Raw genomic sequence first — 23,592 nt, 5'->3', positions numbered from 1 at the left:
TTCTTTAAAATAGGGAAAAGAAATACATTGAGAGTTGGTGTAAGATATGGATATTGTTCAAGAGTTGCTGCAACTATTCGAAAAACAGCTTACGGAAAATATTGGCGCGGATCGTGCTATTGTTTTTTGGTATGATGCGCAAAGTGAGGATCGCGATTTAGTAGAAATTGAACGAGCGCTGAATGAAAAGGGAATCAAAGTTTGGAAATTAAACGATCACAATGCGTTCCAAACAAAAGTATTGTTGGAACTCGAGGACACGGAAAGTTCGTATTTAATATACGCTCCATTTGCCAAACCGAAAGATGAGGATAACTTTTTATTAGATATCCTTCTTTACAGCGGCAAATACGGAGAATTTCAAGCAGATGAAATCGCGATTATGATGAAAGAACTTCGCATCGATCATTTAGCGATTCGACCGTTTATAGAGGAGCATTGGGCGTTTTTTAAAAACAAGCAACGAGTTGCCAAATTTAAAAAGCTGCTTCCAAATAACCCAAATGCCAATGATGTAAAGCAAACGATGATGGCTGTATTATGTGATGCAAAAAGCATCCATCCACAGGAGTTATTGAAAAGCGTTGTCGCAAAAAAAGGCGGGATATCAGATGATAATGAAGCACTCATGCAAATGAGCAAATATTTAGATGTCAATCTGTTTTTCGAGTTGATCGAAGATTACTTTGGCGTTTCACCGAAAGAAGAACACCGTCTATCTCATATTATCGAAACAATTGTTTATCAGCATGTTGCTTCCAATATCGATGAAGGTGTATTGCATGTTCATTATCCTTGTAGCGTTCCAAATATTTGTAAAGTATTTATTGATGATTGGTTGAAATCGGACGAACGTGAAATATTAGAAATGATTTTGTTGGAACTGGAACAAAAGTGGAATGTGTTGCAATTAATAGAATCGCATACGTATCAAGCATTCATTCGTTGTTTTACGTTTCCGATTATCGAACGAAAAGTGCTTGATGCTTTGCATGAATTATTATTAAATGAAACGGTTCTTGTGAACGAATGGAAAAGTATTTTGGCGGAACGAAGGAAAGGTTATTGGTATCAGGCGCATTTTGCCCAAGAGTATGAGTTGTTGGAGAAAATACTTGATTTTTATGAATGGAAAATCATTTTTGAACGAGATGAAGCACCGAAAAACGAACAAGAATGGTTTTCGTTGTATACAGAAAAGTATTATCGTATCGACCAACTTTATCGCCATATTTATCTTCTGTATAGAAAAGGAACGAATTTGGAACGTTACGAACAATTAATAGAAAGAGTAACATTTTGGTATGAGAATAAATATTTAATGACGTTAGCGGCATATACAGATCATATGTTGGAAACAAGACTGAGCAAACAATGGAACATTCCAAATGTCATGCAGCAAAAAAATTTTTATCAACATTTTATACGGCCATTGTTAGAGGCGACACGGGAGCGTATTTTTGTCATTATTTCCGATGCGCTTCGTTATGAAATAGGGATGGAATTGTTAGAAGAGTTTCAACAGCGTTTAAACACAGAAGTGAAAATCATTCCGATGCAGGCAACGCTTCCTACTTATACGCAATTAGGAATGGCGGCATTGCTTCCAGGAAAGATTACAGGGATAAAAGAAGATGGCACGATTTATGTAAATGATCTTTCTACGAAAGGCTTGCAAAACCGGAATAACATTTTACAAATGCATGAAGTGGATTCCATCGCTTTAAAAATGGAGGACTTCATTCAATTAACTAAAGACGAAGGACAAGAGTATATTCGCGGCAAGCGCGTTGTCTATTTGTATCATGATGCCATTGACGCGATTGGCGATTCGAGCAAAACGGAAGCATATACGTATGAAGCAGTCGAAAATGCGTTAGAACGGATAAAAGCAGCCGTTCGCAAATTAACAGGTACGTATGAAGCTGTTCGTATATTTCTAACAAGTGATCACGGCTTTTTATATCAAACTTCCCAAGTCGAGCAATTTCAGAAAGCAGAAAGTTTAAAGGGAGAAATTTATGACGGGAATCGTCGCTTTGCGATTGGGAAAAACTTAACGGTCCCTGTTGGCGCGATCAAAGTTTCTCTCGATTATTTAGGTGTGGATTGTGAAGCGGTCATTGCAAAGGGGCTGAATCGTTTTACTGCCGGTGGCGGATTGCGGTTTGTTCATGGCGGTGCAATGCCGCAAGAAAGCATTATTCCGTTAATCGAATACCGGCAAATAAAAGGAAAAGCTCGTAAATCTGAGGTGGAACGGGTAAACGTGCGGGTTGCTTCGATTCAAAAAGTCATTACGAGTTACCGATTTATCGTTCCGTTTTTCCAAGAGGAAAAAGTCTCATCTGAGCGGCAACCGCGAACGTTGCGGGCAGCGTTTTACCGCAATAACGAGCGAATTTCGAATGAGATAACGATTACTTTTGATTCCACTGGAGAAGTTTCAGAACGGCAAATAGAAGTGGTGTTTCATCTTTTAGAAGACCGGTATCGAATGGGAGAAATATGTGTTTTACGCTTAGAGGACGTATCAGGACGTACCACAGAGCTGTATGCCGAAGAGGAATTCGAGTTGAAGCTGTATAGTATTGAATGATCAAGTAAGCCTTTCTGGTCACATATACCCAGAAAGGCTGCTTTATTTTGCTATAATAAAGGAGAAATGGAGCAAACGTAGGGGGAGCAATATGATACAAGTTGGGGATATTGTCAAAGGACCTTTATGGCCGGAAGTAGTAGAAATAAAAAATTGTACGATGATTCAAAATCAATTTTATCAAGTGGAGGCTTATGGGAAGAATACGAGCAAGTATTACCAAGTCATTATTCTCCCTGAACAATTAACCAATATTGAAATTATCAATACATCAAATAAAAAAACATATTCTTCGGAAGAATTGCAAGACTATTTACGTTACTTTGAATTCGTTGTCGATAAAAGATTTTCAAAAACGCGCGCATTAGGGAATCAGCATCTGATCCCTTTGCCACATCAAATTGAAGCGGTGTATGGAAGAATGCTTCGCGTGCCTTCGGTGCGGTTTTTACTGGCGGATGATCCAGGTGCGGGAAAGACGATTATGGCAGGGATGTTAATTCAAGAATTAAAGGCGAGACAAAGCGCCAATCGAATTTTAATACTCGTTCCGCCGCTAGTATTGAAACAATGGCAGCAAGAACTAAAAGAAAAGTTTAATGAAGATTTCCTTATTGTTACCCGTTCGACATTAAACGAGTACAGCGGAAAAAATCCGTTTGTCGAAAATGATTGTGTCATTACTTCTCTTTATTGGGCTGCGCGAGATGATGTCAGAGATCTTGTCATCGAGGCGGATTTTGATCTTGTGATTGTCGATGAAGCGCATAAAATGGCGGCATATACATCATGAGTAAAGAAAAAGAAAACAAAACGCACAAAACTGTATCAACTTGGAGAAATCATCTTGCGGCATAGCGATCATTGTTTGTTGTTAACGGCTACTCCTCATAAAGGAGATGTCGAAAATTTTCGTCATTTAATGCGGCTTATTGACCCTGATATTTTTTCTTCCATCGGTATAAAAGAAACGTTGCGTGATAAAACAAATCCGTTTATTATTCGCCGACTAAAAGAACATTTAAAGTATTTTGATGGATCTCCTTTATTTCCAAAGCGGACAACAAAAACGATTACATATCATTTATCAGAACAAGAATTAAAACTGTATGAAGCGGTGACTCAATATGTCAAAGAACATTTTAATCGCGCCATCAATCGGGGGAAATAATAGTACGGCATTTGCGATGATGCTATTGCAAAGGCGATTAAGTTCTTCAATTGAAGCGATTCATTTTTCGTTGGAACGCCGTTATCATCGATTGATGAATTTGCTGGAGGAAGCGAAGCAAAAACAAATGATTCCATCGAAAGAAATACTTGTCGATGAGTATGAAGAGGCAACGTTAGAGGAGCAAGAAATTTTCGAAATGAATAGCGAGACGTGTGTGGATGCCATTGATCTAGCAGAATTAGAGTTAGAAATAGAGGAGCTAAAAAAATTAATAGATTACTCAAGCTATCTTCGCGAACATGGTGTAGAACGTAAATGGATGGAGTTAGAAAAGACTTTATTTGGTGTAGAGGGGTTGTTGCAAAAAGGGGAAAAGATTCTCATTTTCACTGAATCGACGGATACGTTGCATTATTTAGAAAAGAAACTACGAGCGCATGGAGTGGAAGTCGCAAAGATTATTGGAAAATTTTCGATGGAAGAACGACAGAAACAAGTGGAAAAATTCAAACATGAATGTCCAATTATGCTGGCAACGGATGCTGGAGGCGAATCGATTAATTTGCAATTTTGCAATCAAATGATTAACTATGATATTCCTTGGAACCCAAATAAGCTGGAGCAACGAATGGGAAGAATTCATCGTATTGGGCAGAGAAACGAAGTATTTGTATTTAACTTAGTGGCTGGCAATACACGAGAAGGGGACGTTTTATTGACGTTAATGACAAAAATGGAACAGATGCGAAAAGATTTAGGTCATGATTTAGTATACGACTTTATCGGTGATCGATTGGAAGATAAAGTGGCAGATTTGCCAACATTAATGCAGCAAGCGATTCTTCAAAGAGAACGATTGGAAGATATAAAGAAAAGCATTGACGAAGTGTTGGCGGAAGAATATGCGGATCTATTAAAAATAGCAAAAGAAGAACGTCTTGCAGTAGAAACGATCGATTTACCGGGAATGAAGAGGGAACAGTATGATCTCGCTGTGCAAAAAATCCCTGCGCGCGCTTATGCGCAATTTGCGATCAATACGTTAAGCCGTCATCGTGTAAAGGTATATCCTTCTCAAAACAACCATGTTTTTCGCATTGATCGTATGCCAAAATTTATTCGGGAATTTGCGAGAAAACACCATATTAGCTTAAAAGGAAAAGAAGAATCGTACCGTTTTACCGATATAGCTAAATATGCAAATGAAGAAGTTGCATTGATGAAAAATGACCATCCGTTATTTGCTGTATCATTGCAATTAATGAAAGAGGAAATCGAAGGGTTGGTGCTGCCATTTTTTGAAGCGAAAATCCCAATTCGTGAAGCATTAATGGCAGAAGCCTACGAAATTGGTTTGACAGATGGCACAGGAAGGGAATTATTCCGGGATATTGTCTACTTTGCGAGACGGAAAAACGGAGAAATCATAGAAATCGACTCTTACTGGCTTTATGGTTATTCATTGGAGCTAGTATCATTGCGTCCTATTGAACAAAATGAATCATCATTGCTTACCCATGCTCTCAACAAAGTGATGCAAAAACGGGAAGAGTTCGTTATATCTAATGAAGCGCAATTAAATAAAAAAATACAGTTCCTTCGCCGTGCTTTTGACCATCAATATCAAGAAACGGTATTTAGACTGGAAAAATATCGCCGAGAGAACGATGCAAATCGGAATTCAGCACTAATCAATCAGATGAAAGCAAAATTAGTGGATATTGAAGAACGCCGCCAAGCCCGTTTAGAGGAAATCGAACGAGAACGAAATATAAATATCATTCCGCCGAAAAAAATTGCTTCATTCACGTTATTACCTGACGATAAAACATCGTACCGCCTTCTTTCCGTTGATTATAAAGAAGCAGTCGAACGTTATGAACAAGCGAACGGTCGTAACCATGTAAAAATGTATTCTTCTTTATCTCTAGTTGACTTTATGAGCGAGGATGAACATGGAAATCCGCGATTCATTATTTTAACAGATAACCTGAAAATGACATTACCAGAGTCCCATCTGGAAGATTTAGCAGAGCTTCAAGGAAGTGTGTATATGTATTTCGTCCGAAATGGAGAAGTAATAAATGAACGATTAATTCTCATTTAAATACAAATATTGAATTCGTCGGATCATAGAATATGTAAATCTGTTTATGCTGCAAGCGCTAAATGGTTAATCATTCATTAAAGACAGAAGCTAGTGAGCTTCTGTTTTTGATTTTGTGGCAAGGTGCGATAATTTTTTGGTTAAATATAGTATAATATCCATTAGTAGGGTTATTATTGTAGAAAATAGTGAATCGCTACGAAGTTTTTCTTACAAAAAATGTTTTCTTGTGAAATATATAGGATACATGAGCACCATTTTCATGCTTGTGTAGTGAGTAAAGTTTACTCATGGACGTTCATTTTGCCATAAACCATATTCTCTTCTTGTTATGATGGTCATAAGCTAGAACATCTCAATAGGGGGGACAAGTAGTTGCGGAGGGAGAAATCTTTTATTGAAAAGTGGTTTAAACAAGGTAGCTACATGGTATTTATAGGATTTGCTGAATATGTATCCATGAATGAAATGATCAACATTTCATTTAAACATATTCTCCAACTAGAGGACAAAAATTTAAAGCCGTTTACTAGAGATCTTCTCCATTTATTGGAAGAAATAGAAAATGATGATGAAGTTGAGAGAAATAGTTTTAGTGTCTGTTGTCACCTCTTGAAGAAAAGCTGTGTCAGGAACGAAAACGTCTTGGGCAAGACTTGATTAACCCGGATTTATCTGTTGTGATGAAGAAGTGTTATGAGAAGCAATTAAAAAATTAGAGTGCGACAGGAGAAGCTTCGTTGCACGCGGATCCTGTCACTTGTCGAATGTATGGGCACAGACAGGGGAGAGAAAGTTTGTTAGCTGAAATACATGGAAAAATATCATCGAAAGGTTCGAATTTAAGCGAGCGGCTTGAAGATCAGCTGACAGCGAACGTATTTGGTACGTCGCGTTATCTCCCTTTTCACAAAGGGATTAAGCCGATTTTAAGCAAGGCTGTATTTTTTTCTCAAACCGCTCAAACGGTGTTCATAAATGGTTTGGAGATGCAAAAAGACGAGTTTATAGGGGATAAGGTTAAGTTTTGGGTCAAGGGAGAAAGAAGTGAAATCGATGTTTTACTTGAATTTGATCATTTGATCATAGGAATCGAAGTGAAATACCATAGTCCTTTATCATCAGACGATCAATTGGAGCGAGAAGCGAGTGATTTACTAAAGGGTAAGGGACAGACGCCAAAGTTTTTGCTCTTATTAGGAACGGAACCAGAAGTGAATATGATTGCTAAAAAGGTGATGGAAGACAGAAAACTGCCAAGCGGTGTTCATTTCGGATATTTATCGTGGCAAGAAGTGTTCCATCAATTGGTGTACGTGCAAAAAAATGAAACATTCAATCATGTTTGTATAATTGGATTGGCTATGGAAATGTCAATGCCCCGATTTGGTTTTTTGGAGTTGAAGAAGGAGGGGCAAAAATATGGAGACACCGTACGAAAACGCTTGAACAAAGTTTAGAGATTCGCTCAAAGTTTCATCTTCAAATGGATTTTCGGCATGTTTGGGAAGATTTGTACAATATACCATTATCATCATGGACAGGCCCTAATGTTTGGCGCTATATAGCAGCTTTTATTTTGGAATTCGAAGGAAGGGATGCAACGGTTGAAAATATTAACGATTATTTGGACATGATCAAGGAGTTTAGAGATGCAGAACCGAAAAATGTGGTTGGTGCATTAAGATGGTAATCAATTGCAGGGAGTGGATAAGCGTGAAATTTGATCCCAATCAGCATCTTCATTTAGGATATTATGAGAACAATGTTGACTTAGAAGCAGTCGCATATAAAATTCAGAATGAAAATAAATGGGTAGTTTTTTTAGATAATGAACAAGATACTACATTAGTTAAAAAAATATTAGATAAGTATGATTTCCATGAAAAATATGGTTACAAGATTTTTACTGTTGATGCAGATGATTTATCTTATGAAGTCGGAAGTAAGCTATTTGAAGAATGGTTAAAAGCAAATAATATAATATAAAATATAAGAAATAAGGAACGAATTTGCTAACGTAACTTCAATCCATGCCCCAAGTGATGAAAAACACTTGGGGCATTTTTCAATTCTAATCGTATAGTCTCTTCCCAAAAAGGACACAGAACTTCTACCCCGAGTTCGACAGTTTGAAGCTCACTTTAGGCAAGCACAATTTAGAAATTGTTTTCAACAAAAAACAAACGTTTTATTTTTATTATAAATAGAAGCCCCTTTCGAGATGATGTATAAAATTTTGTGTAAAGCATTTTACTAGATCAAAAGAAAAAAGGTAGGGTATTCTCTGATTTGGACAAAAACACATTCCAGAGAAAGGAGTACCCTACCTTTGTCTAAAAGAAGTATACCGAATGTCGACTGGGCAAAGCAACTGGAAAGTGTGATCCGTCAGTTTGTGAAGGAAAAATTAGAACTGATCTTGCGGGAAGAAATCAAACATTTCCTCGAAATCGAACAGGCTGGAACGCCGAATATGAGAAACGGCTACTATCAGCGAAATCTAGATACGCAATATGGCCGGATTGAGGGTCTTTTGGTTCCAAGAGACCGAAACGGGGAATTTCAAACCCAATTGTTCGCTCCTTACCAACGCCACACCGGCTGGCTGGAGGAAGCCATCATTAGGATGTATCAAAGTGGCATGAGTACACGGGAAATTGGCAAGTTTATCGAACGAATTCTAGGAAATGCTTATTCTCCAGCGACGATCAGCCGTATTACCGATGTCGTGAAAGAAGGCATCGAGAAATGGCACACTCGTCCACTGCACAAGCGTTATTCTGTCTTATATTTGGATGGTTTATACGTAAAACTTCGTCGCGAAACCGTGGAGAAAGAAGCCATTTATGTGGTGTTAGGGGTGAATGAAGAAGGATATCGTGAAATTCTTGATTTCTTCGTAGGAGGACAAGAAAGCGCCTACGGATGGCGGGAGATTCTCCAGCAGCTCTACCAAAGAGGCGTCAAGGAAGTGCTTCTGGGCGTCTTCGATGGCCTTCCGGGGCTGGAGGAAGCCTTTAAAGCGGTGTATCCGAAAGCCGATGTGCAGCGCTGTGTCGTGCACAAAGTCCGCAACACCCTCAGCCGTGTTCGGAAAAAAGACCAATTCGAAGTGGCAGAGGACCTCAAGCTGATTTATCGCGCGCCGAATAAGGAGATGGCGTTACAAATGTTTCAACAGTTTGAGTCGAAATGGTCCAGCAAGTATCCGAGAGAAGTCCAATCTTGGGCCAATGAGTTGGATGTCCTTCTCACCTTTATGGACTATCCAAGCAGTATTCGAAGTGTGATTTATACGATCAATGCCATCGAACGAACGATCAAGGAGATTCGGAAACGCCTAAAACCGATGAACAGTTTGAGCAGTTTAGAAGCCGCTGAAAAAGTCGTATATTTGACGATACAGGACTTTAACGAGAAATGGGCAGGGCGAAAGTTGCGAGGATTTGCCGAAGCGCAGGAAGCCCTCGAGCGAATGTTTGAAGAACGTTACAATTAACTAAATAATGTAAATAAATGAGATAAGGGGGATTCTCCCTTTGCATACAGAAGACTGAATATTCAGTCTCCTCAGTCCCCTATCAATTCAAATCCATTTCAGAGAAACCCTACCCCAATACATTACACAAAATTCTTGACGGTACCAAGAACCTATTTACATGGCTTTATAAGTATGTTAATATTAAGGAAATTTAAATAAGTTTGTCGCTTATCTACTAGGGGAGTCCAATAGCTTGGACTGAGAAAAGAACGCGCTTAAGTTCTTTGACCCTTTGAACCTGATCTGGGTTATACCAGCGTAGGGAAGTAGATAGCGGGAGTGTATGTGTTTGTTGCGTACGTTTCGCTATTTGCGTTCCATCGGGTTCTCTTAGAGAACCCGATTTTTATTTCCGCATATATTCTCCTATCTCTGCCCCGCGTTTTGGTGTAACTTCAGATCCTAAATCATTATTTTAAGGGAGAGGAGTTACATGCAAAACATCAAATCTTTCATGCAATTTCCTGCGAGTAAAAAGGTATATGTCGAAGGTTCAAGATCGGATATTCGTGTACCGATGAGAGGAATTACGTTAAGTCCAACAAAGACAGAAACAGGAATCATTGAAAATGAACCTGTTCGTGTTTATGACACAAGCGGTCCTTACACCGATCCTGATTTTCAGCCGGACATTCAAAAAGGATTGCCTCCGCTAAGAAAACGCTGGATTTTAGAAAGAGGCGACGTTGAAGAATACGAGGGGCGTCCAGTGAAACCGGAAGATAACGGATTCCGTAATGAGAAGCAATCAGAGATTACTCTGCCTTTCGAGAGAAAACCACTGCGCGCAAAAAAAGGAAAAACTGTAACACAAATGCATTATGCAAAACGAGGGATTATTACGCCGGAGATGGAATTTGTTGCGATTCGCGAAAATATAGATCCGGAAATCGTACGTCAAGAAGTTGCCGAAGGAAGAGCGATTATTCCTTCGAATATTAACCATCCGGAAAGTGAACCGATGATTATTGGGAGTCGTTTTCATGTAAAAATTAACGCGAATATTGGTAATTCCGTAGTCACATCATCCATTGAAGAAGAAGTCGAAAAAATGCTTTGGGCGGTGCGCTGGGGAGCAGACACGATTATGGACTTATCGACGGGAAAACACATTCATGCGACACGAGAATATATTATTCGCAATTCCCCTGTGCCTGTCGGGACAGTTCCGATTTATCAAGCGCTTGAAAAAGTAAACGGCGTCGTTGAAGACTTAACGTGGGAAATTTACCGTGATACGCTCATCGAACAAGCGGAACAAGGGGTGGACTATTTTACGATTCACGCGGGGGTGCTGCTTCGTTACATACCGATGACGGTAAACCGAACGACTGGCATTGTTTCACGCGGCGGCTCGATTATGGCGCAATGGTGTTTAGCCCACCATGAAGAAAACTTCTTATACACGCATTTTGAAGAGATATGCGAGATTTTGAAAACGTACGATATTGCAGTATCGCTTGGAGACGGGCTGCGTCCAGGCTCGATTGCCGATGCGAATGACGAAGCACAGTTTGCTGAATTGGAGACGCTTGGAGAATTAACGGAAATCGCTTGGAAGCATGATGTGCAAGTGATGATCGAAGGGCCAGGGCATGTGCCGATGCATAAAATTAAAGAAAATGTCGATAAGCAAATCGAAATTTGTAAAGGTGCGCCGTTTTACACATTAGGACCGCTTACGACCGATATCGCGCCGGGATATGACCACATTACATCCGCGATTGGAGCGGCGATCATTGGCGCGTACGGAACGGCGATGCTTTGTTACGTGACGCCAAAAGAGCATTTAGGGCTGCCGAATAAAGATGATGTGCGTGAAGGAGTGATCGCTTATAAAATCGCAGCACACGCGGCCGATTTGGCAAAAGGGCACCCGGGAGCTCAACGGCGGGATGACGCGTTATCAAAAGCGCGCTTTGAGTTTCGTTGGAACGATCAGTTCAACCTTTCGCTTGATCCAGATCGAGCTCGGGAATATCATGATGAAACATTGCCGGCGGAAGGGGCGAAAGTCGCGCATTTTTGTTCAATGTGCGGGCCGAAGTTTTGCTCGATGAAAATTTCACATGAGCTGCAAAAAACGGTGAGGGAAGAAGGGATGAAACAAAAAGCGAAGGAGTTTGTCGAAAATGGCTCATCTCTCTATCGATAATGTTCAAGAGTTGCAAAAGGACATTGCCGAACTGAAGGAAAAAATTCTTAAATTGGAACAGCAAATTGCCCATATTCAAAAAAATTGCCAGCATTCATTTTTTGAGACACCGTTTATGCGAAAATGTATCAAATGCCATTATATAGAGATTTTATATTATTGAATATGTAATTGGGTGAAGGGGATTGTCAAATATATAGCTAATCCATCTCCCGTTTTGCAGGGTGGAAATCGGGAAATGGATTAGCTTTTTTATTTTTGTTTTTAGTCATTTCTTTTAAGTTTATATATATATTACATCACTAGCGTCGCATAAATAAGTTTTGAAATTTCAGATTTTATTTTTCTGGAAAATTAGCAAAAAACGAAAACACATCCGTCATACGGTCAAATCGCTCATAATCTAAGTATCCACGATCGAACACGTACAGGCATTCTTGATCATCAATGAATACCTCTAATTGACCACGATCATGTTCGATTGCGTTTGTCAGTATGGCCTTGTCGGGATAAGAAAGTCCTTTTTCCATAAATACAAGACGCAAGTGAAGCTTCACGCCCGATTTTGTTTTTCGGAACTCTGCCCATTTGTGGTTCGTCAAATTCAGTGGCAACGTACTCGAATCAATGATTTTTAGTGTCGTTGTCAGCTTTCTTCGCTTTTGAAAATGTGTTTTCTCATGAATTTGTGCCACTAAATCGAGAAAAATCGTTTGAAAGAACTCAGTTGGGATGGTATTGATTCGTCTCCCTAATTGGGAAAAGCTAATCGATGGAAGACCTGTTGCACGTTGTAATTCTTTAGAAAAAAACAGCGTCACTCAACGCCCGTAAACTCTCGGTTTCATGGAGTTGGGCATACAAAAGCAGTTTCATAAATGAAGCCATATAAAGCTTCTTGGTATAGTGATTTAATTGATGTGTTTTCACTAGGTCGTCAAATAATGGACGATTAATCGGTGAAAACCATTGTTCAAATGATGTTTTTCGTGTAAACTTATCCATGCTTTTGTCCTTTGTATTGGATTTGGATGGTTTACTACCACCCAACCATTATAAAGGATTTTTTTGTGTTTAGATTATATTTCAGAAAATTCGGTTTATTTGAAGGTGTTAAATTATTTTAATGCGACGCTAGCGGGAAAATATAGTTACAGAAAATTCAGATTTATTATGTCTATTGGTATTTTTTATGCGACACTAGTGTCCGATGGCGAATCCATAATAATTACAAAAGGTATTTAATTTCTTATTATAGTGAATATAAAGAGAAACACACTACGATGTATAAAAATTCATAAGTTTCGAAAATAAAGAATACATGAATGGAAAGAAACACTTCTCAACAAAAATTTCCATTTTTTATTGTTTTGACAAATCTATTGATTGCCCCGTAAAACGATTTTTATTGAAATCCCCTCCCCAAAACCAAACATTTCTTGAACAGTGCAACATTCCCCTAACTTTCTTCACAGACTTGTATTTTCAATTTCCCTTCATTTTAAGTAAAATAGGAAAAAAGAATGTTCGGAGGTAAGGATAGTGGATGAAATTTACCGCGCACTTAATGGCTATCCGAAAAGAATGATAGGATTATCCGCATTGGAAGCAATCATGGGGAATTTCTTTCATACATACGAAGAATATGCCGGCTTTATTTTGAAGTTGGAACAGGAAGGCTTTTTGGAGATGGTGAAGTCTAAAGGAAGAACGACAAGAAAACCATCGCTCGCCTTTCAGTACCGGATCAATAAAAGTCTGCTTCAAACCGGTTTCCATCAAGAGATTCAACATTATCGCAACAAGTTCCATCCATCCATAAACCTTGATGAATATTACAAAAAAGATCCTTCCATTTGGCGGCACGATCTTCCTTATCTCATCAAAATCGATGAATACATAAAAACATTTGGTTTTCCGGAAGAGTCCGTTCCTGCACCGGAGCGCAGTTTTGAACTGGTCCAGGATGAAAAATGGCTCACTGAAAAAGGGGGAAAAGAGCTGCTGGAGCGTATCGGACTCTTCCATTCTTTTAACATCATCCCTGTTTCCGACCCGTTGATGTTTGCCATCCATCCCAAGCTGGTGACAAAGGAGACACAGTTTCACCTGATTGTTGAAAATAAAACGACTTATCAAGGTCTGCTTCCGGCTTTGCCATCCACTGAATTTTCCACATTGATTTACGGAAGTGGGAAGAAAATCATCCATAGCATCGAACAGTTCCAGGACCAATATCCGGTCAACGCCCAGCATCATTTTTTCTATTTCGGCGACATTGACCGGGAAGGAGTGTCCATTTGGCATTCGTTGAATCAAAAAATCAAAGCCCATTTGGCATTGCCATTCTATAAAGCTTGTCTTGAAAAACAGCCGATCGCCGGAAAAGAATATCAAAGACAATATACTGAAGCTCAAGAAAAATTCATTAGCCAATTTCCGCAAAAGGAGCAAGAACAACTGGCGATGATGTTTTCGCAAGGGAAGTATTACCCGCAGGAAATCTTAAAATCAAAAGAATTGCAGGAAATTTGGAGGGGATCCGATTGGAACAGATGGATATGCAAGCGTTATTAAGCGGATACAGAGATCGGATCCGGCGTATCGCCCTGTTTGAACCATTGAATGAACTGGATCGGAAAAGGGATGTTGATTTAAATGGGACGAAGATTGATATGAAAGGGCTTGGCCTCCTCACTTTGCTTTTTTTCTTTGAACAGAAGTTGATGCGAAATCAAAGGACAGGTGTCAAAGAATTGGCTTCCTTTTTAAAAGAGGTCACGAAAGAAGTGTATATGCTGAAAGAGGAAACCTATGAAGAACTGGCCAGAACCTTGATTCAAAATTTCCGCCCGACCCACGGAAAAAAACGCAGCTACGGTTATTTTGATTGGGAGGAAAAGGCGGAGGAGACCATTGAATATTCCATTTTGAAGGCGAACGATTTTGATGCCGGAACGAATAGCCAATTCTATACATTGGATGAAGATGGATTGGAATTGATTTTTGCAACGAAGGAATTTTATAGTGAGTTCCAAATATCCATCAACCAATTGATTTTACGGAAACAGCTGGAAAAGGGGGAATTTAAGGGGGCACTCCGGCAAATCAATGAAATGCGGGTGGCCGTCGAGACGTTGCAGGAACGCATTGTCAAATTGAAGCATGAAATCCAGCGAAGCATTGTGTCCGAAGAAACGTTTGAGCGGTATAAAGAGCTGCTTGATGATATTTTTCAGAGGCTGGAACGGGAAGATGAAGAATTCAAAGAATTGAGGGAGTTTGTCAAAGAAACGAGGGAACGATTGTTTGCCGAAAATATTCATCAAAAGGAGCAGAAAACGTATCAATACATTTTGCAGATCAACAGGGAATTGGAGAAAGTGCACTATGAACATTCCGAGCTTCTGAATCAGACTCTCCATTTGAAAAACACGACTTTGATTACAGCCCAGGAGTCGCTTTATTATACGGGCATGCATTCCTTTAACTTCGACCAAGATATCGTGTCTCTCATTGTGTCCACCCCTTTGCCGTTGGATGCGATGAAAGGCGTTCTCCATCCTTTCCTGAAAGTGGAAGAAAATGAATTTTGGTCGCCGCTTGCTGTTTTGGAAGAACAGAATATCGTGGAAGACCGAAAAGAGAAGGTGGAATATCACTTTTATGAAGTGGATGACGAAAACAGCTTCAATTCATATAAACAATGGATTTCAGAAAAATATAAAGAGCTGATGGAACATTTTCTGAAGGCTTATGAAGAAAATAGCGGCAATACGTTATCCGAGTTCATATCCTATCTCGAAAGAAATCAATTGGAGAATCTATTCCAAATGCGGTATTTCTACGATTTTTGGATTGTTCTCCACCAACGTTCGCCTATTCAAGCGGGAACGGATGATGAAGAAAGCAGAACGGTTTTTGATGAGGCCTTTCGATTATTGGGAAAACGCAAATTAATCGTTACGGAAGATAAAGCGATCATTCAAAAAGTAGATCGCTATTCCATCAGTGAAATGAACATAAAGTTGGAGGATGAAGATGAACTATTCTGAACAAACGGTGTTGCAAGCCTTTCGACTATATACGAAGCTGGCAAGGGACGGGGTTTTGGGCAAAGAGGCCGTTCAAATCTATAATGCCGATGAAGATGTGCGCGCCCTTCTTGAATTGTTCAGCCAGGAAGTGCATTGCGCCATAATCAAAACGAGTGAAGAACTGTTTCTCGTTCCTGAACCGAAGCTGTCTCCATTCCATGTAAGCAATGAGTGGATTAAACGGAAATATTTGCGTTCCGGTGCGACGAATGCGGATATGTATCTTCTTTATTTTTGCATACTTGTTCTTTTCGGCAGTTTTTATGATTCCTATCAAAGTCCGCATCCCACAAGGCAATTTATCGGCATGGATGATTGGATCCGGCTGATTCAGGAGCGGATTGATCATTTGAAATCCCATGATGAGGAACAATTAAAAGCATCGGAAAAAGAGTTTTCTTACAATTGGAGCGCTATCATCGAAAAATGGGATGATATGGATGATATTAAGGAAACCGCTAAGCGGCAATCAGGAAATACGATTAGCCGAATGAGCTTCCTGCATATGGTTGCAAAGTTTTTGAACGACCAACAGTTGATCCGGGAAATCGGGAATAATGAAATCACCTTGACGGAAAAAGCGATGACCATCATCCAGCGATTTTTCATGGCAGTGGAATATAACAAAGGGATTTTTGAGTTTCTTTATGGTTTTGATAAGGAGGGACAACATGCCGGCCATCAATAAAATCAGATTGACCAATATTGTCTATGAAGAAGGCAACAAGCGTTATAATGATGAACTCTTTTTATTCAACGGATATAATGGGGCGATTCTTCTTGAAAACGGCGGAGGGAAGACCGTTTTTATCCAAACGGTATTGCAAGGGATGATTCCCCATACCGATTTGGCGGATCGAAAAATTAAAAACACTTTGGTGTTGGAAAATGCCCCGGCCCATATTGCGATCGAATGGATACTCAATGAACGTCCACGGCGATATGTTGTGACGGCAGTGACCCTTTTTATGACGGATAAAGGATTGGATTCTTACCGCTATGTTTATGAATATGATGAAGGGGATCAGAACGGAATCGAAGGCATTCCTTTTGTTCGGGAAGGACAAGGCGGCACTAGACCTGCCGACAAGGGGGAAATGCTTGATTATTACAATGGCATGAAGGAACGATATCCTTTATCGGCAAGAACTTTTTCGACAATCAAAGAATATCGGAAGTTTATTGAAGAACAATACCATATTATTGCCGATGAATGGGAAAGTATTGTGACAATCAACAGCTCGGAAGGGGGCGTCGAGGCCTTTTTCGAAGCCTGCAAAAACACCACCCAGTTATTTGACCGCTTATTGATACCGACCGTTGAACAATCGATTGCGGGTCATCATCCACCCCTTTTTGCCGATATCTTTGAAAAACAGCTGGATAATTTGAAACTTTATAAAAAACTGAAAGAAACCATTGAAGAGAACAAGCGGATCCAACATCAACTGGAAAAATACGTGCAAACGTTTGAAAAACTGCATTCCTCCCAGCTTGCCTATGACAAGTCGAAGCAGAAGGCAAAAGGAATATGGGAAGAGATTCAAATTCAAAAAATCGATGTTGCAAAAGAAATGGAAAAGAATGAAGAGCAATTCAATCTTTGGATTCAAAAGAAAAAAGAACATGAAGTGAAAGTGGCGTCTTATCAGATTGCCGTTGAGGAAGAAAAATACGAACAACTGCAGAAAGATTATGATCTGGCAAATGTTGAATATGGCACAAAAAAGGAAGAACTGGAGCAACATAGCCTTGCCTATTATTCATTGAAATTTGCGAAATGCAAGCAACTTTTGAATCATTATCAAAAGGAAATTGCGTTTGTTGAAAGCGAAATGAAGAAGCTGGAAGAAATAGAAGAGCTCTCGGATTTGCAAAACCAATTGGAAGAAACGAAGCAGGCGCTGCTCGGACATTTTATTGAACAGATGGATGACATGAAAAAGAATATGGAACAAATCCAATTCGAACTCAATCCGATTGTAAGGCAAATCGATACTTTGCAGGAAGAAAAGCGGTCCATCGAAAAACATGATTTGGATAAGCAAAGGGAAATCGCCGGTGTTCAGAAAACCATCCAAATGAGGGAAGCGGATATCGAAAGGTTGAAACAATTGTTGCTTTCCAATCCACAGCACGAACAAGTGGAAGAGAAAATGGTCGAATGGCAAAACCGCCATCAATTTTTGGATGAAGAACTGATACGGCTGCACGGAGAGAAGAAGGAAAAAGAGAAGCAATCGATTGAGCTGGATGAAACCATCGAAAAATTAAAAAATGAGAAGAACGGTTTGCATGTTGCCAAAGAACAATTGAAACACGAGAAAAGCCAAATTGAAAATGAACAAAGAAAATTGATTCGAATTTTGGGAAGATTAAGACCGCAATGGGCCATTCTGGAATCGGTCTATGAAAATGAACACTCCATTTATAACCGGCTTTATGAAACCATCGAAAAATTGAAAAAGGAAAAAGAGGTTTTATTATACAAAGAGCGGGTGGCATGGCGTTTAGTCGATGATTATGGGGAACAGAAAACATTTTTCAGCGATCCGTTGATTGAAGCGCGGATAAAATCATGGAAAAATCAATTGGACTATTGTGTAACGGGTATTGAATATTTGCAGATGCTGAATGAAGCGGATTATGAAGAAAAAGTCTTCTATCCGTTATGGGCTGTCACTTTGATTACAACCAATAAATCGAAGGAAGAATTGCAAAAGAAAGTGGAAGACCTTGCAGATGAACTTCGATACCCGATTCAAATACTGACGACCGAAGAAGCGGCGAAGATAAAGAAAGATGCCGTCCAACCGGAGCCATCCTGGATTATTCCTGCTCATTGGGAAAAAGGGATGATGGAAGAGACCTTTGGGCAATGGAAAGAAAAAGTCCGTGTGGATGCGGAAAAAGCGACGAAGGAAAGAGAACTGAAAGAAACGGAACAAAAAGAATGGGAATATGCCCTACAAGCCTTCCAACAATTTTTGAAAGACTATCCATATGAACGGCTGACCGATTTTCAAAAAAGATGGTCGGAAACGATGTTAAAAATCGAACAAATCGAAAGAGAAATTGAAAATGCGGAGCAGCAGCGAAAGAATCTGAAGCATCAAATCACAACCATCGGGGAACAAATGGAACTTTGCCAAGAAGAAATGCAAGGGCTTGAACGGAAAATCCAGGAAGGGAATCAATATTTCCATTATTGCCGTGAAGTAAAAGAGGCCAAGGAAGTTGAAAAAGAGTTGAAAGACGTATTGGCCAATATAAAAGCCAAAAAAGCACATTTAGCCGCACAATTATTGGATTATAACGAACAAAAGGCTGCACTGGAGGAACGCAAACAAAATTTAAAATGGAAATTAGATTCTCTTAAAAATGATGAAGAGTATAAAGAAGTGCAATCATTGACCCCAATTTTTACCGGGGAAAGCCGGAAAAATCTCCGCGACAAAATCCAGACGCTGAATTTGAAAATCCATCAAGCGTCAAAAAGTATAGGAGAATTGAATGAAAAGCTGGCCAATGCCAAACACAATTTGACTAAACTGCAGGAAGAGATGGATCAGATCCGCAATGAATGTGAAAATGTGCATGAACATTGGGAATTTCCATCAGATGGAGAACATTTATTGCAAAAAAAGATTATCAAAATAAAAGAGTTGAAACAGGCATTAAACAAGTTGGAAAAACAGGTTACAGAAAAGCTTTCTGCAAAGGAAGAGCAAAAAGGAAAAAGAAATCATCTGAAACAGCTTTTCCGTGAAAATTTTCCGAACCATGATATTTACACATTCTCCGTTCCATTAAACCAAGCGGAAGAAGAGCTTGCTGAAGAAAAGAAGGCGCTTCAAAAAGAGAAGAATTATTTGGATGAACAGATGGAACAAGTGTTACGGGAGCAAAACAAGATTGATGAAGCAGAACGCGAGCTGATCAAATTCATTGAAAAACATCATTTTAACGCACCGCAAGTCGTGACAATCCCTTTAAGTGAAAATGAAAAAATGGATTTTATCTATAATCGGAAGAAAATGGTGAAAGCCATTATCCAAGAATTGGAGCAACATAGTGGACAAGTGGAGAAGGAAAAGGAAGCGGTGGATGCCCAAAAACAAGCTTATAAGCAGTTTTGTTCAACGATTTCTGATAATAAATTGCAAAAAATGGCGATTGAAGGTGTGGATTATAAGACGGGTTATGAAGAGTTATTGGATTTTAAAAAGAATATGATGATCCGAATCGAGCGGTCGACGAATTATGCCAATGAACATATACGGCAAAAAGATGAGGAATTGCAGGCATATATCAACCAAATCCATAACCATTTAAAAACAGTGGTAGAAGAGTTGAAACAAATTCCAAAACATACAAAAGTAAAAGAAGAGGATCAATGGAAAACGATTTATACTTTTACGATCCCTCAATGGGACGAAGAAGAAGGTAAGCAGCGGATCCGCGATTACATTGAGTGGATCATGCTTCAACTGGAGTCGGATCGTTATGTAAAAGAAAATGGCCTTCAGGATGAAACGAAAGTTCGGAATGACATTGAAATGTGGCTGCAAACCAAACAGCTTCTGCAAGTGGTGATGAAAAATGAAGGCATGAAAGTAAGTTGCCGTAAAGTGACAAACGAAAATAAAGTGTCGACAAGGTCCTATTCTTGGTAGCAGAGCAATGTATGGTCAGGCGGAGAAAAATGGAGCAAAAATATGACGTTGTTTTTGGGCTTGTTAAAATACGTCGCTGAAAAGAAACAGCATCAAAAAACAAACATGAAGCACAGCCGGGTGGTGATTTTGGATAATCCATTCGGCAAAGCATCGAGCGATCATGTGCTCAGTCCGGTTTTCTTTGTTGCGGAACAATTGGGATTTCAAATCATCGCATTGACCGCCCATGCGGAAGGGAAGTTTTTGCGGGATTATTTCCCTGTAATTTATAGCTGCAAACTCCGTGAAGCCAAACAAGCCAATAAACAAATCGTCACAACGGAAAAATGGCTCCACCACGCATACTTCCGCGACCATGAACCGGAAGCGTTGGAAAGACTGACAGAAAAGGAACAAATGTCTTTGTTCTAGAAAACGTGGGTTTATTCAAAAGAGCGAATGAGAATGATGATTGGCTTTCTCATTCGCTCTTTTCTAATGCTTTGGCAATTATTTTGCCAAGTTTGACTATTATCCTTGGCATTTTGGCTATTATCGAATCAACTTTGACTATTATCGCCTCTCAGTATTCCCTATTTTTCCACAATGGCTATTATCTTCTTAAGATTGACTATTATCTTTGAAGAAATGACTAATATCTTCCTCTATTTGACTATTATCGCCTCTCAATATTCCCTTTTTTCCTCCTCTGGCTAACGGGGCGGATTCAGGAAAAGGTATTGACGCTGGATGATTTAAAAACGTGTTCAAAAATTTGGTTCATCAACAGCGTAAGAAAATGGATTGAGATTGAACTGGTCCAGGGGGAGTGACTAATTCGGGCTTTTACATTTAAAGCTTTTCATTTATCCTATCGATATTATGGCTCCACCCGTCTGGGACATGGACCGGAGGGTGGAATCGGGAATTTGTTTGGGATAGGGGGCTAGAAAGTTTCGGCTTTCTGGCTCCCTTTAATTCTATATGGACATTTTCAATTATTATCCTTGCTCGTATGGAGACATTAAAATGTAGTCATTCTTGATGCCTTTTATATGCGGTGAAAGCGAACAAGGCCGCCGTAAAAGAAACGCCTCTATATCCTATATCCCCACCTTTTTTCAGCCTTCACTTTTAATGGAAGGATTCATTTTCGAATTCTATGTCTTCGGTAGAGTTAAATCTTCCGTTGGCCGATTTCCTTCTCTCCAAAAAGACAGAGTTTTTCAATTGCACATTCGTTCCCTTCTTTTGCTATGTCTGCTCTCCCTGATGACACGTTTTTCCGTTGGCGTTGGCGATTATATTATTGCTATTGGCGATAAAGAGCATGTGAATGGCGATAATCTTCCCGGTTTTGGCGATTATCCCAACCTTGAGGGGGCCCATTTTTCCATTAGCGGTTATTTTTTCTATTGGCGACGAAGCCCATCCATATGGCGATGATTCCAATCCCCAATCATCAAACCTTGCATTTGCGGAAGAAATGTTTCCATTCTTTTGTTAATATAGTGTTTAGTAAATGATAAATTGCAGGTGGAAACGATGAAAATCAGGCCAAAACGTTTGCAAAAAGGGGATGCGGTCGGCATCATCGCCCTCGGCAATCCCGTTCCATTGGAGAAATTGCGTCCGCAATTGACGCTTTTTGAAGAAATGGGATTACAATATAAGTTGGGACAAACCATCGGCCGAAATGGCGGATATTTGGCCGGTTCGGATGAAGAACGGCTGGGGGATTTGCATCAAATGATGGAAAATCCGGAAGTGAAGGCGATTTTCTGTGCAAGCGTCGGTTATGGCGCGGCGCGAATCGCCGACCGAATCGACTATCCGCTGCTTTCGGAACATCCCAAAATTTTCTGGGGATGTTCGGATGCCACTTATTTGCATATCGCCTTCCACCGGTATGCCGATGTGGCGACTTTTCATGGACCCGCCCTTTCGGAGGAACTGGACGGACGGTCGAAAAAAATGTTTTACCAGCTGTTTGCGCCATACGAAATCTACTATGATGAAACCCTGTCGCCCCTTGAAAGCATCTCTCCGGGTGCCGCCAGAGGGGAAATCATTGGGGGAAATTTGCGGCGCATCACGGATACGCTGGGGACTAAATTTGAAATTGATGTACATGGAAAAATTTTGTTGTTGGAAGAAGTGGATTTGGCCATTGAGGAAATGGACAATATGCTGAACCGGTTAAGATTGGCAGGAAAATTAAAGGAAGCATCAGGTTTCGCCATCGGAAGGATGGGAAATGGCGAAGAAGAAGTGAACGCCCTTTTGCGCGAATATTTATTGCCATATAAAAAACCTGCGCTTGCAGGTTTCAACATCGGACATTCATTGCCAAACCTCGGCATCCCCCTTGGGGTGGAAGCAATCTTGGACGCCGATGAAAAAGTGCTGCGGTTGCTGCCGGGTGTGGAATAACATATAGAGGTGATCAAATGGACTGGAACTGGGTGAAAATTCTATCGTTGATATGCATTGCCCTCGGATTTTTCATTGGAATTTATGGTTTAAAGAAAAGATCCCTATTGACGGTTCTTTCCGGGGTTACCTTTTTGCTGATTCCCATTTTCCTGTCACTCGGATGGTATTTTTTCATCCTGTTCTTTCCTCCTCTGGTGTTCATCTTTTCCAACAACGATTCGAAGAAAAGATGAGCGTCCCTAATCAGCCGAATAGATGATAAGCTCATAGATTGCCGTAGCAGCCAGGGAAAGGATTATATTTTCTGTCATGGGAACATCCGGATTTAGATAAATTTCTTGGACAATAAATAATAGCAGAATAATATTTACGAATACGGCCAACATTTTTCTCTTATTTGTTGAAAAAAAGCGGGATGACTTTCCCCAAAATCCCAATACCTCCAAAGATGAAAAAAGTTCCATGTTTTGGCTATATCCTCTTTCTACATGAATTATATTTCTAAATTCAGGAATATGAAATTCGATATAAAACAATGAGGCTGCCCGGAAAACGGATGCTTTCCGGGCAGCCTGTGTTGTAACGGCTGTCCATTGAAATACATCTTAGGTATCGTTATATAACTATATTCGACCTTTGCAATAGTTGGGAATTGGCTAAGGGTGAATGAGTGACTGGATAATGGTAAATGGTTTTTCCAAATATTGAAAGAATATAAATGACAGCCGTTACACCCCGGGGAGGACTCTCACCTCCCCGGGGGAGAGATTCCCGTGTATCAGAAATAGTTCGAATCATCAAATTCAATATGAATTTCGTAGT

Annotated in this window: 17 protein-coding genes, 1 pseudogene and 1 riboswitch; of the genes and pseudogenes, 17 read left to right on the top strand and 1 reads right to left on the bottom strand. The window is 39.8% G+C overall.

Annotation, left to right across the window (positions count from 1 at the left end; genetic code table 11):
• The first annotated feature begins 46 nt into the window (after positions 1–46).
• The 10 genes from pglZ (at position 47) to thiC (ending at position 11,579) form a co-directional block, all read left to right on the top strand.
• On the top strand, positions 47–2,599 hold the full coding sequence (gene pglZ, locus NST62_RS10460) for a BREX-1 system phosphatase PglZ type A (protein ID WP_342462868.1): 2,553 nt from the start codon (positions 47–49) through the stop codon (positions 2,597–2,599).
• A 91-nt stretch (positions 2,600–2,690) separates the two neighbouring features.
• Positions 2,691–3,392, top strand: a complete 702-nt coding sequence (locus NST62_RS10455; RefSeq protein ID WP_342462867.1) for an SNF2-related protein — start codon at positions 2,691–2,693, stop codon at positions 3,390–3,392.
• A 54-nt stretch (positions 3,393–3,446) separates the two neighbouring features.
• The gene (locus NST62_RS10450; RefSeq protein WP_342462866.1) at positions 3,447–3,770 is read left to right on the top strand and encodes a hypothetical protein; all 324 of its coding nucleotides are present in this window, start codon (positions 3,447–3,449) and stop codon (positions 3,768–3,770) included.
• Positions 3,771–3,897: 127 nt separating this feature from the next.
• The gene (locus NST62_RS10445; RefSeq protein ID WP_342462865.1) at positions 3,898–5,880 is read left to right on the top strand and encodes a C-terminal helicase domain-containing protein; all 1,983 of its coding nucleotides are present in this window, start codon (positions 3,898–3,900) and stop codon (positions 5,878–5,880) included.
• 375 nt (positions 5,881–6,255) lie between these two features.
• On the top strand, positions 6,256–6,540 hold the full coding sequence (locus tag NST62_RS10440) for a hypothetical protein (RefSeq protein ID WP_342462864.1): 285 nt from the start codon (positions 6,256–6,258) through the stop codon (positions 6,538–6,540).
• Between the two features lie 137 nt (positions 6,541–6,677).
• Complete coding sequence (locus NST62_RS10435; protein WP_342462863.1) at positions 6,678–7,340, top strand: hypothetical protein; 663 nt, start codon at positions 6,678–6,680, stop codon at positions 7,338–7,340.
• Positions 7,341–7,366: 26 nt separating this feature from the next.
• Positions 7,367–7,573 (top strand): hypothetical protein, encoded by a 207-nt coding sequence (locus NST62_RS10430; RefSeq protein ID WP_246045913.1) that lies wholly within the window; start codon positions 7,367–7,369, stop codon positions 7,571–7,573.
• A 23-nt stretch (positions 7,574–7,596) separates the two neighbouring features.
• Entirely contained in the window at positions 7,597–7,869 is a 273-nt protein-coding gene (locus tag NST62_RS10425; RefSeq protein WP_033026638.1) for a DUF3986 family protein, read from the top strand.
• A gap of 343 nt (positions 7,870–8,212) precedes the next feature.
• Entirely contained in the window at positions 8,213–9,382 is a 1,170-nt protein-coding gene (locus NST62_RS10420; protein ID WP_342462862.1) for an IS256 family transposase, read from the top strand.
• A gap of 209 nt (positions 9,383–9,591) precedes the next feature.
• Positions 9,592–9,706: riboswitch (TPP riboswitch) on the top strand.
• 151 nt (positions 9,707–9,857) lie between these two features.
• Positions 9,858–11,579, top strand: a complete 1,722-nt coding sequence (gene thiC / locus NST62_RS10415; RefSeq protein WP_141602348.1) for a phosphomethylpyrimidine synthase ThiC — start codon at positions 9,858–9,860, stop codon at positions 11,577–11,579.
• Positions 11,580–11,953: 374 nt separating this feature from the next.
• Here the strand turns inward: thiC and NST62_RS10410 are convergent.
• Positions 11,954–12,584, bottom strand: a pseudogene (locus tag NST62_RS10410) (IS4 family transposase); the annotation flags it as partial.
• Between the two features lie 537 nt (positions 12,585–13,121).
• Between NST62_RS10410 and NST62_RS10405 the strand changes: the two are divergent.
• From NST62_RS10405 to NST62_RS10375, 7 genes are all read left to right on the top strand, one after another.
• Complete coding sequence (locus NST62_RS10405; RefSeq protein WP_342462861.1) at positions 13,122–14,156, top strand: Wadjet anti-phage system protein JetD domain-containing protein; 1,035 nt, start codon at positions 13,122–13,124, stop codon at positions 14,154–14,156.
• Entirely contained in the window at positions 14,126–15,634 is a 1,509-nt protein-coding gene (locus NST62_RS10400) for a replicative DNA helicase (RefSeq protein ID WP_141602345.1), read from the top strand. Before NST62_RS10405 ends, NST62_RS10400 begins: the two co-directional genes overlap by 31 nt.
• Positions 15,621–16,364, top strand: coding sequence for a DUF6063 family protein (locus NST62_RS10395; protein ID WP_328219744.1), 744 nt, complete (start codon positions 15,621–15,623; stop codon positions 16,362–16,364). Before NST62_RS10400 ends, NST62_RS10395 begins: the two co-directional genes overlap by 14 nt.
• Positions 16,348–20,352, top strand: a complete 4,005-nt coding sequence (locus NST62_RS10390) for a hypothetical protein (protein WP_342462860.1) — start codon at positions 16,348–16,350, stop codon at positions 20,350–20,352. The genes NST62_RS10395 and NST62_RS10390 overlap by 17 nt, the downstream gene beginning before the upstream one ends.
• Positions 20,353–20,394: 42 nt before the next feature.
• On the top strand, positions 20,395–20,766 hold the full coding sequence (locus NST62_RS10385; protein WP_342462859.1) for a hypothetical protein: 372 nt from the start codon (positions 20,395–20,397) through the stop codon (positions 20,764–20,766).
• Positions 20,767–21,879: 1,113 nt separating this feature from the next.
• A complete protein-coding gene (locus NST62_RS10380) occupies positions 21,880–22,767 on the top strand; it encodes an LD-carboxypeptidase (protein ID WP_342462858.1) in 888 nt (295 codons plus the stop codon).
• 17 nt (positions 22,768–22,784) lie between these two features.
• A complete protein-coding gene (locus NST62_RS10375) occupies positions 22,785–23,003 on the top strand; it encodes a hypothetical protein (protein ID WP_141602340.1) in 219 nt (72 codons plus the stop codon).
• Positions 23,004–23,592 lie beyond the last annotated feature (589 nt).

Source organism: Ureibacillus sp. FSL K6-8385 (assembly GCF_038593155.1).
GTDB classification, from domain to species: domain Bacteria; phylum Bacillota; class Bacilli; order Bacillales_A; family Planococcaceae; genus Ureibacillus; species Ureibacillus terrenus.
The sequence above is the reverse complement of the archived record's forward strand: the minus strand, read 5'-3'. Positions and strand labels throughout refer to the sequence as shown.